Annotated in this window: 10 protein-coding genes and 1 tRNA gene; 1 reads left to right on the forward strand and 10 read right to left on the reverse strand. The window is 48.9% G+C overall.

Translation table 11 applies throughout. The annotated features are described in order from the left end of the window. Positions 1 to 50: 50 nt before the first annotated feature. Entirely contained in the window at positions 51 to 1,631 is a 1,581-nt protein-coding gene (locus H6624_08165) for a cytidine deaminase (GenBank protein ID MCB9084307.1), read from the forward strand. Positions 1,632 to 2,119: 488 nt separating this feature from the next. On the opposite strand, the gene H6624_08170 is transcribed toward H6624_08165, so the two are convergent. The 10 genes from H6624_08170 to H6624_08215 all read right to left on the reverse strand — a co-directional run bounded on the left by H6624_08170 (position 2,120) and on the right by H6624_08215 (position 15,573). Further along, positions 2,120 to 2,193 (reverse strand) — tRNA-Cys (locus tag H6624_08170). 98 nt (positions 2,194 to 2,291) lie between these two features. After that, positions 2,292 to 3,782, reverse strand: coding sequence for an ATP-binding protein (locus H6624_08175; GenBank protein ID MCB9084308.1), 1,491 nt, complete (start codon positions 3,780 to 3,782; stop codon positions 2,292 to 2,294). Between the two features lie 404 nt (positions 3,783 to 4,186). After that, positions 4,187 to 5,059: a tyrosine-type recombinase/integrase gene (locus H6624_08180; protein MCB9084309.1), complete on the reverse strand. Its 873-nt coding sequence runs from the start codon at positions 5,057 to 5,059 to the stop codon at positions 4,187 to 4,189. Positions 5,060 to 5,183: 124 nt separating this feature from the next. Beyond that, positions 5,184 to 6,029 carry a hypothetical protein gene (locus H6624_08185; GenBank protein ID MCB9084310.1) on the reverse strand — a complete coding sequence of 282 codons (846 nt, stop codon included), beginning with the start codon at positions 6,027 to 6,029 and terminating at the stop codon, positions 5,184 to 5,186. Between the two features lie 23 nt (positions 6,030 to 6,052). Next, on the reverse strand, positions 6,053 to 7,399 hold the full coding sequence (locus tag H6624_08190) for an NAD(P)-binding domain-containing protein (protein ID MCB9084311.1): 1,347 nt from the start codon (positions 7,397 to 7,399) through the stop codon (positions 6,053 to 6,055). Positions 7,400 to 7,567: 168 nt separating this feature from the next. Then, a complete protein-coding gene (locus H6624_08195; GenBank protein ID MCB9084312.1) occupies positions 7,568 to 8,113 on the reverse strand; it encodes a TlpA family protein disulfide reductase in 546 nt (181 codons plus the stop codon). Next, positions 8,114 to 10,648: a hypothetical protein gene (locus tag H6624_08200; GenBank protein MCB9084313.1), complete on the reverse strand. Its 2,535-nt coding sequence runs from the start codon at positions 10,646 to 10,648 to the stop codon at positions 8,114 to 8,116. Then, positions 10,648 to 11,976, reverse strand: a complete 1,329-nt coding sequence (locus H6624_08205; protein MCB9084314.1) for a hypothetical protein — start codon at positions 11,974 to 11,976, stop codon at positions 10,648 to 10,650. The genes H6624_08200 and H6624_08205 overlap by 1 nt, the downstream gene beginning before the upstream one ends. Before the next feature lie 47 nt (positions 11,977 to 12,023). Then, a complete protein-coding gene (ccsA, locus tag H6624_08210; GenBank protein MCB9084315.1) occupies positions 12,024 to 13,706 on the reverse strand; it encodes a cytochrome c biogenesis protein CcsA in 1,683 nt (560 codons plus the stop codon). Positions 13,707 to 13,710: 4 nt separating this feature from the next. Beyond that, positions 13,711 to 15,573 carry a cytochrome c biogenesis protein ResB gene (locus tag H6624_08215; GenBank protein ID MCB9084316.1) on the reverse strand — a complete coding sequence of 621 codons (1,863 nt, stop codon included), beginning with the start codon at positions 15,571 to 15,573 and terminating at the stop codon, positions 13,711 to 13,713. Positions 15,574 to 15,625 lie beyond the last annotated feature (52 nt).

The raw sequence follows: 15,625 nt of genomic DNA on the forward strand, positions 1-15,625 counted from the left end.
ATTGGTCCAGCTACTCCGATAGAGAGTCCAACCTTTAGGAGGGCTCGACTATGCTTGCCTCTACCACTGATCTCATTATTGGACTTGTCGCACCTTTGGGTACTGATCTTGATCAATATATTGAGCCCTTATCGGTTGCATTTGAAAATTTAGATTACAAGCCGAATGAAATTAATCTAACGGACTGGCTAACCAAGCAATTCACTGCACCCAGATTTAATTCCTATTTTGAAGAAGTCTCTTGGAAAATCGACAAAGGAAATGAAATCCGAAAGAGCGGCAACAATGCCGTTTTCGCTGAGTATGCGATTTATCAGATTAGGCAGTTTGAATCCCAGCGTTCATCAAATGTGCCAACTGTACATATCATCAGGCAATTCAAACGACCTGAAGAAATCGAAAGGATGAAAGAGATATTTGGTGACCAGTTTCTTCTTCTCGGAGTAAATACATCGAAAAGAGATCGCAAATCATATCTTACCAATGTGAAAAACATCTGCTCTGACGAGGCCGACACTCTCATCACGAGAGATGAAAAGGAGGACGGCAACAAGCTCGGACAAAGAATGGAAGATACCTTTCAACTTGCGGATGTCTTCGTCTCAAACGACCTCATAGATAATCAGATTAATAGGTTCGTCGATTTAGTATTTAGCAATCCTTTTCAAACTCCAACACCAGACGAATACTTTATGTTTTTAGCATATGCATCTTCATTGCGTTCTAGTGACCTATCTAGGCAAGTTGGTGCAGTCATAGTTTCGCCCGAAAAGGATCTAATCGCAGCGGGCTGTAACGAGGTGCCTTCTCCGGGCGGTGGCAACTACTGGCCTGGAGATCCCTTTGACAAGAGAGACTTTCAACTTGGTCGAGACTTCAATCATGAACGGCGTGAAATGATTTATGATGAAATTTGTGAAAAGCATCACCAAAACATTATCTCTCTTCTGCACAAATTAGAGAAGGATTTGAAACTAGATAACGGCTCCAATGGCGCGATTACGGAAATTATTGAAAATTACAATTCCAAAGACTTCAAGAAGTCTATAGACGAAACTTCTCTTCGAGATCTAACTGAATATGGAAGACCGGTGCATGCTGAAATGAATGCGATAATTTCAAGCGCTAGAATCGGTATTGGCACAAAAGGCTCAGTTCTCTATTGTACAACCTTCCCGTGCCACAACTGCACTAAGCATATCATTGCAGCTGGGATAACAAAGGTCATTTATATTGAGCCCTACCCAAAAAGTCTTGCCGGCTACCTTCACAAGGACGCATTAGATTCTGACAATCCCACTCAGGTTGAATTTAGACCATTCGTCGGAGTGAGTCCCGTCCGTTATTCTGACCTTTTCGCAACCAATCTAAAACGTCTCGGTAAAACCATTGAACGCAAAGATAAAGAAACTGGCAAAAAACTCCTGTATTCTGGTGACAAGAAAACTTTCCGATACAAACGACACGGAAGTGAAGCCGAAAAGAAGTCTATTGGTAATATCGAGGCGAAAATTAAGGATATTGAAGGAAGAGAGATTACAAAGGCTAATAATGAATTTAAGGAAGGCGAAAAGGAGTATTTAGATTCTAGATCCGCCGTGAAAATCAATAGGGCTGACGAAGAAACCTAACTCCATTTTTTTTCTCAGTTTCACTAAGAATCTTTTCAAATTCCATTTTGAGTTGATAAAACTCATCCCACAATCGGTCAACCTGTGCCGATGATCCGCGCACCGAAGATTGGCAAGCAACTTCTGAACGGATATCAGATACTCTTTTTCGAATCGCTCTCACTTTATCAATTGTGTCCATTAGCTCCTCAAATTACTCTTCAGACTCGCGATGACAAGTCATAAGTGCTGCTAGTCCAATTTCTTCCAAAAATACCTATTTTTTATTTTGAGACCGAGGGCAGGTGCCAAGCCTTGGCCATAGCGGATTTCCGAACACGGTCACCGTATCCAAGGTGCACTTTGTTTGCACTTTTTCTGCACTAAACTATGTGATGCTGAGACGAATCATGTTGAATTGAAAACCCAAAAAGCCATGCGAGCCATCGATTAAATCGTTTTGAGTTCTCAATACTTATTCGCAACTCGGATCATGGCGCTTGGGAATTTGGAGGTGGCGGCCGGATTCGAACCGGCGTTCACGGATTTGCAGTCCGGTGCCTAACCACTTGGCTACGCCACCCTCGATTTGATGGTCTTGCGCTGACTGAGATCAGCGAAGAGATCAGATAAAAGCAAATTGGCTTGTAAAACTCAAGCCTTATTCAATTGGCGGAGAGCTCAGGCAAATATTCTATGAAGGTCTTCGAAGCTCTGCCAGGCCCACTGGGCGGCCTCATCTATATGTTTGGTGGTGATTTGCTCAGCCAAATCCATATCAGCCAATGTCCTGGCTACCCGCATCATGGCCCGAGCTCGGCGCTGGGAACCACCAGTTGAGGGTAGGAGGTTCTCGCGGGTGAATTCGTCCAGACTTTCAGCAATCTGAAGACCATCGGCCCTTCCGTTAGGGCGGGGCCAAGCCTCCCCGGTTCGCTGCATCTGAAAGCCTCGAACCTTCTGGACCTGCTCGCTGATTTGGATCAAGTTCATGGTTGGGCCCTGTTTCTTCTTGCTGGCCAAGGGCCCACCACCTTTGAGCCAACTGTCGCTAAAGGCCAAGACATCAAACCGATCAAGCAGTGGACCACTCAGTTTTTCCAAATAAGAACGACATCGGGTCAAACTGTAGTGGCAGTTCATTCGCTTGCCCGGAACCAAGCGCCCACAATGGCAAAGGTTGGTGGTGGCCAAAAGTTGAAAGCGAGCAGGGAGAACTTGAGTCTGGCCAACACGGGAGATGACAATCTCTCCCCCCTCTAGTGGTTCCCGCAGGGCCTCTTTAACCTGATTGTGGAATTCCAAAAACTCATCCATGACTAAAAGGCCCCCGTGGGCTCGGGTGATTTCCCCTGGGAACACCGGCACCCCACCGCCAATCATCGACATGGGAGGAATGGTGTGGTGAGGACAGACAAAAGGTCTTTGGCGTTCCTCGGGCGAGTTAAACCAGCGGCGAATGCGGGAAATCTCCCGAGCCTGATCGGGGGAGGGAGGAGACAATAGTGAATGTAGTGCTTGAGCAAAAGTGGTCTTACCTGATCCGGCGGGACCGGCGAGCAAAGTGGGATGCTCCCCGCAGGCAACCATAGTGAGGAGGCGACCCACCTGAGCCGGGAAGATGAAACCGCGTTCATCGGTCACATGAAGATCAGAGAACTGGGCCTCTTCTTCTTGGACTGGAACCTGAACATCGGGTTCTGTTACCTGACTGAGATTTTCCAGGCTGAGCAAGCGGTGCGGGGTTCGACCGCGAATTTTTCCGGTCAAAATGGGAACTGACTCCGGGTGATCAAACAGGGACTCCAAATCCCCCGGGGCATAGACCTTTCCGTCCAGGCCCAATTCACCGTAAACAAATGCTTCATCTTTAAGCTCGCCCGGAGGCTCCACTTGTCCCGAGCGCCAAAGATAGCCGCAGGCAATGGCCAGTTCCAAGCCGCGACTACTCTTACGCCAGTGAGAGGGTCTTAAGTTGACCAATATCTGCTGGCCTGCCGGCCACTCAAAGCCCTGGCTCTTAAGTGCCGACTTGATCCTTAAACCGCTCTCCTTAATGGCAGTGTCGGGCAAGCCCATGATTTGCAGTTGGTTACTTCCCGCCATCAAATTGATTTCAACTTCGATGGGCACCAATTCTAAACCTTTGCGGACAAACGAATAGATTCTCATGCGGCTGGGTTCTGCACGAGTTAGACCAGGGCCAAAAGTTAAAGTATTGGATTTGATTCCAGAGTGATCCGACAATCGGACTTGAATGTGATACTTGAAGCTTAGGAGTTAAAAACTGGTCCCTTTGATTGTTGATCCACAAAATCCTTTATCAGTGAAGTCGGTCCTTTGCCGACCATCCTCCGCAAATCCTCACGCGCCTTTCGGCCGCGGGCGCGTCTTCGGAACGCATCAGCTTTGCTGCTGCGCTTCGTTCGGCTGAGCCTATTCCCTTCGGTCACTCAGCCTCCCGCCCCGCGCGACGGCAGAGGATTCGGATTTCCGGGAATGGCTCGGCAATCGGACCAATCCCCGGACAAAGGCAAAACACAATTTTGTGGATCAACAATCAAAGGGACCAGTTTTTAGGAGTTGGCTTCTTCAGACAGGGGATGGTTGCGGTCGATCTCATCACGAATTTTGGCCGCCGACACGTTCGTGTAGATTTGGGTGGTCTGAATACTGGAATGCCCCAAAAGCATTTGAATGGAACGTAAATCAGCACCTGATTCCAAAAGAGCAGTGGCACATCCGTGACGGAACTTGTGGGGACTCACCGGCTCGTCAAAACCGGCCTTTTCGGACCAAGCCGACAGCCATCGCCAAATATCCACCCGACTGGGACGTCGCCCCCTGTCATTAATCAAAATGGCATTGTCGGCTTTTTTGACCAAGTGGCTGCGCACGTGAACCAAATAGTCCTTTAGTTCCCGCAAAAGCTTTTCGGTCAAGGGAATGAGCCGCTCTTTGCCGCCTTTGCCTTGAACCCGCACCCAACCGTCAGTTTCGTTGAAATCCGCAATGTCCAGACCAATGAGCTCACTGACCCGACAGCCCAGTCCAAAGAGCATCAAAAGCGTGACCTGATTGCGTGCCGTACGATAAGGGTTTTCCACCTCACAGGCATTGAACAGCCGCAGAAAATCTTCAGTCGTCAAACCACGAGGCAGCCCCACTTTGACCTTTGGTGGCCGCAACTGGCGAAGCTCGGGCACCTTTTGTCCTTGTTTTTCGCAAAAACGAAGATAGGTGCGCAAACTGGAAACCACCCGCGCCTGAGACCTAACGCTCAAACCCTTTTTGCTCATATACTCATAAATGTGGGAAATCTCAGAGTGCTTGGATTTGAATTCTTCATACAGTTCTAAGTCGCGACGATAGGCCATCACCGTGTTGAGGGAACGACCACGCACGTGCTGTAAATCTTCGAAGAATTCTACCCAGTAGTCTAATGCCATAATGCTAGGCTCTTTATACCAAATATTTCACATCAAGCCTAATAATTTTTTGTCCGAGAATTTTTACAGAAAACTGATGGGCAAGCAAGAGCGAACCTTATGTTCGGGAGTTTTTCATTCATCGTCACACACCAAATGCGAGTGCCACAACAACATGAACTAAGGCCGTCACGTACATCAAGGACGTAAATGGAACGTGAAAGGCATGCCAGTAGCCAAGAGCTTTTCTAAACGGTTCCATGAACACACTATCTCTGGTAGTCATCGCCCACCCATAGAGATATTTTCGCGTCTGCTGAGGCCACTCCGGCTGAACCCGAGGGATAGAAAACATCATTAACCGCACATCACCCGCAAGGGAGCCCCACACAGCGCCCAAAAAATCCACGCGACTATCAGGAGCACCAACAAAATCAAAAAACCTTTTACGGGTGATGAGGTAGTCAGGGTCGTCAGTTGAGATATTGGCTTTTTCCAAGGCATTGAACAGTTTTCGCCTAAAAGTGTCCGCATTGGAATCCAGCTGAGCCTTGGAACGCGAGACTTTGACAAAAAAGTAACGGCCTAAAACTCCACTACCGGCCGAAATCATCATGCTCCAAAAGCTAATAGCCACCAAGCCTCCCACTTTGAAATCTGTATGGAAGACAATGAGAGTCGGACCCAACAGTCCACAGAAAATATGGTAGTCCAGCCAGGCGTCCAGCCTCCCCATTTTGTGCATGGCGGGAATTCTCTTGCGGAGGACATAAAGATTGGTCACAAGCATGACGGAGAGGCCGGCCCAACCCAAAAAGTAGCTAATGGGCTTTCCGGCCTCAGTAGATAAATTGAATGATTTGAGCTGGGGGGCCACTTTGGTCAAGGCAACAATGATACTGCCTGACATATAATGGTTGAGGCACCAATACTCCCAAGCCATCAGGCCCATCAACGAAAGCCAAAGCCAGACTAAACGCTCAAATCTCAATGCTTGCGACTCCTAGGTGACTTTCAAGCGGCCTGCTGAAAGGCCTCGCCAAATTTCTTTTCTATTGTAATCCCAAGTTTCGTCAAACGGCCATAGGGTTTTTCGGCTCCTGCGAACACAAAAAGGAAATCATTGGCTACCGTCACCGGTTCGCCTTGTTTGCTGACGACGAGCCGGTCCTCATGGATTTCTGAGACCTGGGATTCAAACCAAATTTTGAGCCTTCCCTGCCTCTCTAGTTTTTCCACATCTTCACGGTTTTCGTCGTTGGCTCGGTCAATGGCCTTGCCCCTTACGAGAATTGTAACTTCATTACTGCGCTTGGCATGAGCTAGCATTTTGGCCGCCTCAAGTGCCGAGTTTCCTGCGCCAACAATCACAATCTTTTTACCCATATAGTGATCAGGATCAATCAGGCTATAGGTGACTTTAGCCAGATCTTCATTGGGCAGACCCAATTTGCGAGGACTTCCAGCCACTCCCAGAGCCAGGATGAGTTTTTTGGTGGTGATAGATCCCTCACTGGTGTTCACCGTGATCACACCATTGTGTTCGACAAAACCTTGAAATTTTACTTTTTCGCGGATCTTGAGACCCGTTTTCCTCATGACAGCCCGCCAGTAGGCCAAGAGCTCCTCTTTGGTCACCTTGTTCCTGGCAAACTTCATCAGACCGACGATCGGCAGTTCAGCCGGATAGGTCATGACGATTTTTTGTCGAGGGAAGTTGTTGACCACCCCTCCGAGAGTGTTCTGATCCAAACCGATATAGCGTTTGCCTGCTTTAATCGCCGCAAGCGCTGCGGATAGGCCTGCTGGGCCAGCGCCGATGATCACCACATCTGTCTGGGTTTGACCTCCCCGTCCAGACAGGTTCTTAACAGCGTGTTCACCCGCAATCTTGCCCTGCTTAACCGCATTGCGAATCAGGCCCATACCGCCCAATTCTCCGACGATATAAACACCAGATACATTGGTTTCATAGTTGGGAGAGAGGCGCGGCATATCGAGCCCCACCTTTTTGGTACCAAACACCAAGGTGATGGCCCCAGCTGGACAGGCCACCGCACACTCACCGTGGCCGACACATTTGGTAGGTGATACCAATGTGGAAAGATGATCCACAAGCCTCAGAATATCGCCTTCGGGGCACACCCGCGTACAGGATCCACACCCAATGCATTTTTTGGGGTCCACTTCCGGATGAAGGGTAAATGGAGTGTCCATCCCCGACTTTTTGGCTTTGGCCAAGACCTTCACGGCCGCATCAGATGCAGTTTTCTCCCCACGAATGCCATAATAGGCGACCGCTGAGACGATTCCCACTGTGATGATTTCAAGATGATTGGAGATCAACTCCACTATAGCCATAACAGCCCCCGCTTTGCTATGACCTCCACTGATTCTAAAATTATATCGGAATTCCCTCGCAATTGGTGAATTATCAAAGAAAATCCGGAGATTTAACCCCTCGTATCTCAAAATGAGACAGACTCACACGGCCCTTCGCTTCATATCAAATCGAATCCACCGAACTCCCTAGGGGGTCAGGTGAGATCTTGCCTTCTCAAGCAGCTGGGGATCTGACCAGTCCCGGGCGCCAACAATATGATCGAGGAGCTCGCCAGTAGGCGAAAACAAAAAGGTCTCAGGCAGGGCATCCACTCCATAGCGAGTGGAAACTGAACTGCTGGGATCCCAAGCAACAAACAGGTTGGGCCGTTTGCCATCAAAAGCCTTCAAGAAGTTGGCGATGTCCTCCTTACGGTGATCGGCCGAAATGGCCACCATTGCCAACTTCTGCGAATGCTGATCAAGCAGCTTCACCATGCTGGGAAACTCCTGGAGACACGGACCGCACCAACTGGCCCAAAAATTCACCAGCACCACTTTCCCGGAAAACTGGCGCAAAGAGACCCCATTTCCATCAAGTGATTGCAGAGAAAAATCATGAATCCCTTTCCCTGCGACGTTCCCACTTACCTCGTCCCTTGAAAAAGAATGATACAGTTCCCACCCCAAAGTCCCACTGAGAAGAACGGCAACTAATAACCCGATAAGCCAAAAAACTCCTGAGCTCCTCATCTAGTTAGCCCCCGTAAAGGTAAACTGATTGTGGCACTGAGAACACTCCATAAAGTTGGGCATGATGTGTGGAGGAGAACTCACGCTAGCTGCATCGCTTTGGTGACAGATAAAACAAGTGTTGGGAGTGCCTTGGTACACCCCGCTCGTATGGCAGTTCACACAATCAAGAGTGCGGTGGACTCCCCGCAGTGGGAAGCTACTCAGCGAGTGTCTGAACTGACTATCTTCCCAAAAACTCTGCCGATGACACTCACCGCAATAAGGAAGTGTGCTATTGTGAACATCATCTTTTTGATGGCAGAGCAGACACTGATCGCTCAGGCCACTGAGTTTGCGCCCTTCCACCCCATGGCATTCAGCACACTGAAGGGTGTAGTGAACTCCGTGCAAAGTGTAATTCCGATGGAAGTCCTTGACAATAGTCCAATCATCTTCCCGATGACAACTTTCACACTTCTTGCCCATTTCACCTTTGTGCTTATCGTCTTTGGCATGACAAGCAATGCACTCAGTGTCCATGGGCTTAAACCGCACCACCCGGCGCTTCTTCTTCTTAAATCTCATAATTTTTTTCGTTGGACGATGACACTCACTACACTTTAGATCACCATGGGCACCCTTGAGTTTAAAGCGACTGTCTTCATTGTGATCAAAGTCCACCTTCTTCCAGTTGTTTTCATTGTGGCACTGGCTGCACTTTTTCTCTTTTAACTGCCCCAGGTGGAAATCTTTGTGACACTGGGCGCAGTCCTTCCTTTCAAGATCGGGGAACAGATACTGCCTCATCCTATGATTTGGTTTAAAAGGAAATCTTTCCTTAGTTTGCTTGTGGCAGTCATTACATTTAACTTTCTTGTGTTTCCCCTTCAGATCAAAATTAGTTTCCTTGTGATCAAATTGTTTTATCTTGGTAAAAGTTTTCGTGTCGTGACAATTGGCACAAGACTGCTTTCTTAGTTCTGGGCCTAACTGATCTTTGTGTGGATCTTTGTGACAATCGACGCAGAACTGTAATTCCTTGGATGGGAATTTAAATATTTGCTTCTTATTTACCACGTGACACTGGGCACACTTGAGCTTGGTGTGCTCCCCTGTCAATTTAAAGCGCGTAACTTCGTGATCAAAATCGCCATCCCGCGGCCGATCTTTCCAGCCAGTCGTGACGTGACAGTCCGTACACTTCTTCTTAAGAAGTTTAGCCGAGAACTCTTTTTTATGCGGTGACTCGTGGCAGTTTTCACAGGTCTTGGAGTCCAAATGCTGCCAGTGGTACTGACTCTTAAGGAGCTTGCCCCGAGCACTGGGCTTCAACCAAAACTGGGGCTTCAATGTTTCCTTCAAATCCAAGGCTTTTTGACCCTTTTCTCTCAGAGAGGAAACGTGACACTGGAGACAATCCAACTCCAGGTGTTCCCCATCCACTGGGTACCGGGTGTTGCGGTTGTGATTAAAGTCATGAATCTCAGTCCACTTGTCCTCAAAGTGACAAGCTTCACAGGCATTTAGGTTCCCCAACTTTTTGGACTTGTGGGCACCAAAAAAATGGAAGTCCTTGTGGCAGTCCAAACACTTTTCGCCGAGGCCCGTGTACTTGAATTGGCCGGTCTTTTTCATGTTGGTTTTTGGTGCTTGAACGTGACAGTTGGTACAATTGATCTCATTGTGCCGCCCACGCAAAGGAAATTTGGCGACCGCCTGGTGGTCGAATTTTTTGATTTTCCATTCTTCCTGACCGTGGCAGCTGGTGCACTTGCCATTACGAAACTTGGGACTCAGGTTGTTCTTGTGAGTATCCTCGTGGCAAGATAGGCACACTTTTGTCTTCAGATTTGGCCATTTGTAGCGGCTCAGTTTTTTCTTTTTGTCGACAATGTGACAGTCTTTGCAGTCAGCTTTGGCATGGGCACCTTCAAGTTTGTAATCTCCGTCCCTTAAGTGATCAAAACGGATATCCTTATCCCAGGCCATCAGTCCGTGGCACTCTCCACAGTCGGCCTTCTTCCACTTGCCAGTATAGAAATGCACGTCTTCTTTAATGTGACAATCTCGACAACTCGTGGCTGCTCCTAAATAGCGGGTCTCATTAGGGCGTATGGGCTTTTTGCTGCGTTTTTCCTGATGACATTCCTGACATTTGATTTCGGCGTGCTTGCCTTCCAATTTGTATCCAGTCAGCCCATGATCAAAGCTCTTTGGATCGACGACGGCTGAATCATGGTCTCGACCCTTGTGGTCGGCATGACACTCCCGGCAGCTCTTTGTCACCAAACCATGATAGCCCTGCTTTTTCTCCACGTATGGGCGGATCTCTTTGTGGCAATCCAAACACTTTTCATCCGGCACTCCTTTGCCGGCATCATGACACTTAAGACAGTCCTTTTTTTCCAGATCGCTGTGACCCATAATCAGAGGGCCCGGCGCAAACAAGCGATTGAGCAAGGCCTCCTTGTCTTTTGCATTTTCCTCCGTTTGCGCAAAAAGAAGGAGGGGAAACAAGGTAAGAAGTAACGTGACCCAGAGGCCTCGCTTCATCACAGTTGCCCTCTGGGAGCGGCCCCATCACGAAGTGGAGAAATCTCCCGATTGCCGAAGCGATAGCCCACGCGGACAAAGGCTCCCATAATGGTCACTTCCTCGTCTGCAGCTCCCTGAAGGGAAATGATGCCAAATAACTCCTTTGACAGCTGCTGGCTGGCACTGAGTTCAACAACAACTGGATTGAGTTTTGTTCCATCTTCATATTTTTCTGTCGACGCATCCACACTTAACGTCAACTCCCGTTTGTCGCTAAAGTATCCCACCTTGTAATTGACAAACACACCTTTGGAATTGAACTCCTCGCGAGAGCCAAGTAGGACAAACATGTCCCAACGCTTGGAGAAGTAACCCGGCAGGCCGATGCCGAGAGCCCCCTCGGTCCGCTTGAGATCATCTACTTTGCGGATGCCATATCGTCCCTGGGCGATCCATGAAAAACGCGGAGTTTGGCGAAAAGTAATCTTATCCTTAACTTCCTGGTAGGGACTGGGGTCTAACTTCTCCCTAACACCCTGGTTTCTTTGGTACTCGATCACGTCGACACCAGAGAGGTCTAACTGATTTTCCAATCGAGTGGTGAGGCGGTTTTGCAGAGACATGAGGGCGTTTTGAACATTGGTCCGAGGGACCATATCCAAATAGAGTAATGTCAAAACTCGATTGTATAGTCCCCACTGATAAAGGATGTTTTGGTACAGAAATTGACGATCCACGTCACTTTCGTACATCTGCTGAACAAAGGCGTGGGTCATACGAAAGACCCGGCTCCAGCCTCCGCCTTTGCTTTCGTAAGTGGAGTAGAGTCCACCCTGTTTGGATTCGGCGTTACTTTGCACGTAGGACTGTTCATGGCGTTTAGCATTGAGGCCGGCAAATAGGCCGGATTTCCAGCCACCGGTGCGCCAACCCAATTCAATTCCGTCATTAAAGACCGATCCCGCATCAAGAACGGCAAATCGCCCCACCTGATAGAAGCCTCTGCCGAAAACCTGAGGGTCACCTATGGACAGTTGGCGCACCTGAAAGGTGTTGCGCTCTTCAAGTGCCAATTGATCTTTAGTGAGCTTGCCGAAGAACTCATGCTTATCGCGAACATCGGCCGTGATATCGAATTTTGAGGAACCGACTTCAGACAGGCCTAGATAAAACCGCCCCGAAAGATTTCTCACATCGTTGTGTTCGGAGCTGACTCCGGGATTTTTAAACTCCTCGATGGAATTGTAAACACCAAGAGCTAGGCGTCCGTGGTAGCGAAAGGCCTGCGCCGGCTCACATAGAAGTAAAATAAGGATTGAACCAAAGAGCCACTGAACTCGAAGCATTCCCTTGCAACCAATTGATGAGTGATGCTTCCTGCCTCACCCAGCTATCAGGATTTTGTTTCCATTTGAACTCGGGAACGAAGTTTTGCCCCAAGAACCGCTATCACTACCAGGGTAACTTGACTCACCATGTAAGTCACGACCAATTTGGCTCCACCACTGGAGAATCCGTAGGAATGTAAACCAGTTGCAAGAATGAAGTTCACCCCATACCAGGCCATAATCACCAACAAATAGGCGATTGGTGACCAGGCCAAAAGTGCATAGGGACCGATCCACCCCACAAAACGACCATGAAGCAGCAACAAAAATCCAATGTCCGCAATCAAAGCCCAAGTTTCCTTTGGGTCCCAACCCCAAAAACGACCCCAGGAGTAGTCTGCCCACACTCCACCAAGAATGATTCCAACACTGAGCAAAAATACACCCAACTGGACCATTCGATAGACCATGTGGGACCAGGACTTTAGCCAGCCCGACCGAGATTCGGGAAAGAGTAGCTGTCGAACCAATCCCGCATTGCCAATCATCATTGCAATACTGAAGGCTGCATAAGAAATGGTGATGGTCAATACGTGGGTCGTGAGCCAAAAATTACTTCTCAGGACTGCCATGATGGGATCCAAATCCGGACTCAGCACCAATGGCATTCCTTCAGTAAACAGAAGACTTCCACCCGCGGCCAACCAGATCACTCCCACCATTGTCGCCTGCTTGTACAACTTGAGGAGAATAATACTGAAAAGTACAACACCAAGGGCCACCCAAATCATGGTTCCATACATATTGGTCACTGGAGAAAACCCAGTGATCCAAGTACGCAGCCCAAGGCCATAGGACATCAACAAGACCGGTACTCCTGCCAACCACCACAGAGACCCCTTTAGCCTGTCCGCCACTGGTGACCAAAATGCCAATCCACCCATTAACAAAAGCAAAATTGCCGTCCAAAAAAAGAGGCGCATACGTGTGTAGGTGACTTCCATCGACACCTTGCCCAACTGTTCTTGAAGACGACTATCCATGGGTTGAGCACGCAACAGTTGATTCAAGCTGGAAACCTGATCAGCAATTACCCCTTGATCCGCACCCATAGCCAGACTTTTAAGAAGAACTGTGCCTGCTGACAATATTGCCTTACCTTCCCCCCCTCCATGGGGAGCACCATCCTGGCCGGAACGGGCAGCGTCCGAAAACTGTAAAGCCTCAAAAAGTTGATCAGCGCTCTGCACCTGCCGAACAAGCCACACCTGGTGAAACACGTCGAGAAGTTGCTTTTCCATGGGCTTAAGACTCTTTGAGCTGGCCTCCTGTTGTTGCATCAAAGGCATGGCAAGCTGCTGCAGGTTAGTATCCGTCAGCTCTTTGACAGAAACATACCGACGATCCCTGGCAAACCCTAACTGTTCTCGGATGTCCGGCTCCCGGATATTAACGATTTCCAGTCGATCTACCTGCTCAAACAGCACCATCCCGAAATACATCTGCACAGGATCGAGACCCCAAAACTTGTACTTTCCCGTAATAAACAACACTGTCTCGCGAGCCAAACTGTCAAAGGGCTTAATGCGCCCCTCATGGCGGACGGGAATTTTGGCCAACTGTGCAGTTGGCAGACTCTTGGCTTTGTCCAAAAAACCCTGCCGAGGATCTTCAAAGCCAGCACCTCCCTCTTGGGACACAGCCGACATGGAAACCAATAGAATAAAAACTGCAATTAGGTAGCGCAAAACTCTAAGCCTTTCTCACCTGCCGTCCAAGACGACTGCGATGAAGGGTGTAGACAATGATTCCGATCGACATAATCAGGCTTCCCAGGTACTTCCAAAACCTGCCAGGATCCCGATTCACTGAAAAAATGGAGGCTGTTGGTCGCCCGCCACCTTGTTCAAAACTCGATTGATACAAAGTAAAGCCATCTCTCTTCAGTGGCTCGTTCATGGATATAATTTGCATGTCCTGAGTACCTGAGACCACAACGTGGCTTTCGTACTCCTGAGCCATTGAGCTTCCGGGATAGTCGGTCTTAATGAATTTTTTCAGCTGCAGGGAAAAGGGCAGCCGAAAATTATCTGGGCCAAAACGAACCCGGTAGGACTTACCTTCAATATTGAGCTCCCGCGATTCCCCCTCCTGAATCCAGACTCCGCCATCAACACCCTTGCCCGAGGGAATGATTTGCACGGCCCCTAATGGCAGGGGTTCCTTCTCCTCCAGCTCCGCTTCAGTCACTCTCTCGACAGGAGCCACTCCCCTTTTGAGGGAGCCAAGTGTTAAAGTCATGCCCATCCAGGGGGTTTGCACACTTTGACCGGCAGATACCTGCTGGCGTAAAACTTCCTCCCCATTTTTTAGCAATCGCAACACCAGTTGCTCGCCCTCCTTGGGCACTATAAACTCGATCACATTGCTTTCACCTGGATTACCTGCAGCACTAGACACGGGCACATGCCCTTCAGGAAGCTGGCTGTCTTCCTTTTCCTCCGTCGGAAATACATCATCAGGAATTTGGTATTCGAAGCGTAGCCCAAAGGCGCCATTGGGGTGAAGAGAAAACTGTGGAAAGAGGCCATACACCACTTCTCTACTGGCTTTTCCCTCGGAATAAAGTTTTAACTCCAAAGCCGGATTCTCCTTACCCTCCTCACTTTCTGCCAATCGATTGTCACTGACCACAGCTCGTTGAAAGACGTTGACCAGAGACACTTCAACACCATTAATCTTCACTGGCCCCTTTTTAAACTCGCCGACGGTTAGGGTTTTTACAACTTTGCCGTCCGTTGCCGAGCGTATGAGGACTTTTGCGGCCCCCGGGGCCACCTTTGTTACCCTCTGTTTGGGGCTATTGACTGGATTCGCTCTGGCGGAAACTTGTGTCGGGGCCGAGGATGCCTCGCTAGTTACTAACCGCAGGACGGCAGGACCCATCCGGTAGACAGGCCTCTCGGTCTCGTGCAACCACTCGGACACCTGAAAAAAGGGGCTCTTCATTAGAAAGCCCACGGCAACACCTGCATCAGCCTCAACAGAAGCCTCCATTCCAGATTCCATTTTGGCAAAGGGCAAGTAGCGAAACAATCGCAAGCGCCCCCTAAGTTCATCATTGTGAGAAGTCAGGTCACTCACCTCTTGTGGCCAAAGACTTTTCTGAATTTCCACTTTGCGGTAGATGTCGTCACCAGCCACCTCAAGAACCAGGCTGGGAAGTTGTACATGATTCCCCTGCCCTCCTTCGACTATCCTCAGACTTCCATCAATGCCCCATTTCCCCGTGACAAAACTACCTGCCAAAAGAATCAAAATGCCCAAGTGGGTGATTACGAAACCCGTATGCTGCTTCTTATAAGGAATTCTTGAGAGTGCCGCAAAAAGCACGTTGAGCCATATAAGTCCAATCAAACCCCAAAACCAATTCTGCTCATACACGGCAAGTTTGGCATAGGCTGCTCCATAGCGACTTTCCAGGATCGTTCCCCAAGCCACGACAACTCCCAAAGTCCCCATTACAGGTATGGCCAGGCGAACTGAGGATAGAGTTCGGAATACCGGGTTTCTCTGAACGAGTTTAAACTTTTCCAAAACTGGCTGCCAATCCATAGCAGATCCTCACTTCGATCGATTCAATTTGTACTAGGATAGAAGTGAGGCC

Source organism: Pseudobdellovibrionaceae bacterium, from assembly GCA_020635075.1.
Taxonomy (GTDB): Bacteria; Bdellovibrionota; Bdellovibrionia; order Bdellovibrionales; family UBA1609; genus JADZEO01.

What these genes read in the sequence shown, in the direction of transcription:
- H6624_08165 (MCB9084307.1), top strand. Translation starts at nt 51, where the DNA reads ATGCTTGCCTCTACCACTGATCTCATTATTGGACTTGTCGCACCTTTG.
- H6624_08180 (MCB9084309.1), bottom strand. Translation starts at nt 5,059, where the DNA reads ATGGCATTAGACTACTGGGTAGAATTCTTCGAAGATTTACAGCACGTG.
- H6624_08195 (MCB9084312.1), bottom strand. Translation starts at nt 8,113, where the DNA reads ATGAGGAGCTCAGGAGTTTTTTGGCTTATCGGGTTATTAGTTGCCGTT.
- H6624_08215 (MCB9084316.1), bottom strand. Translation starts at nt 15,573, where the DNA reads ATGGATTGGCAGCCAGTTTTGGAAAAGTTTAAACTCGTTCAGAGAAAC.
- H6624_08205 (MCB9084314.1), bottom strand. Translation starts at nt 11,976, where the DNA reads ATGCTTCGAGTTCAGTGGCTCTTTGGTTCAATCCTTATTTTACTTCTA.
- H6624_08200 (MCB9084313.1), bottom strand. Translation starts at nt 10,648, where the DNA reads ATGAAGCGAGGCCTCTGGGTCACGTTACTTCTTACCTTGTTTCCCCTC.
- H6624_08190 (MCB9084311.1), bottom strand. Translation starts at nt 7,399, where the DNA reads ATGGCTATAGTGGAGTTGATCTCCAATCATCTTGAAATCATCACAGTG.
- H6624_08175 (MCB9084308.1), bottom strand. Translation starts at nt 3,782, where the DNA reads ATGAGAATCTATTCGTTTGTCCGCAAAGGTTTAGAATTGGTGCCCATC.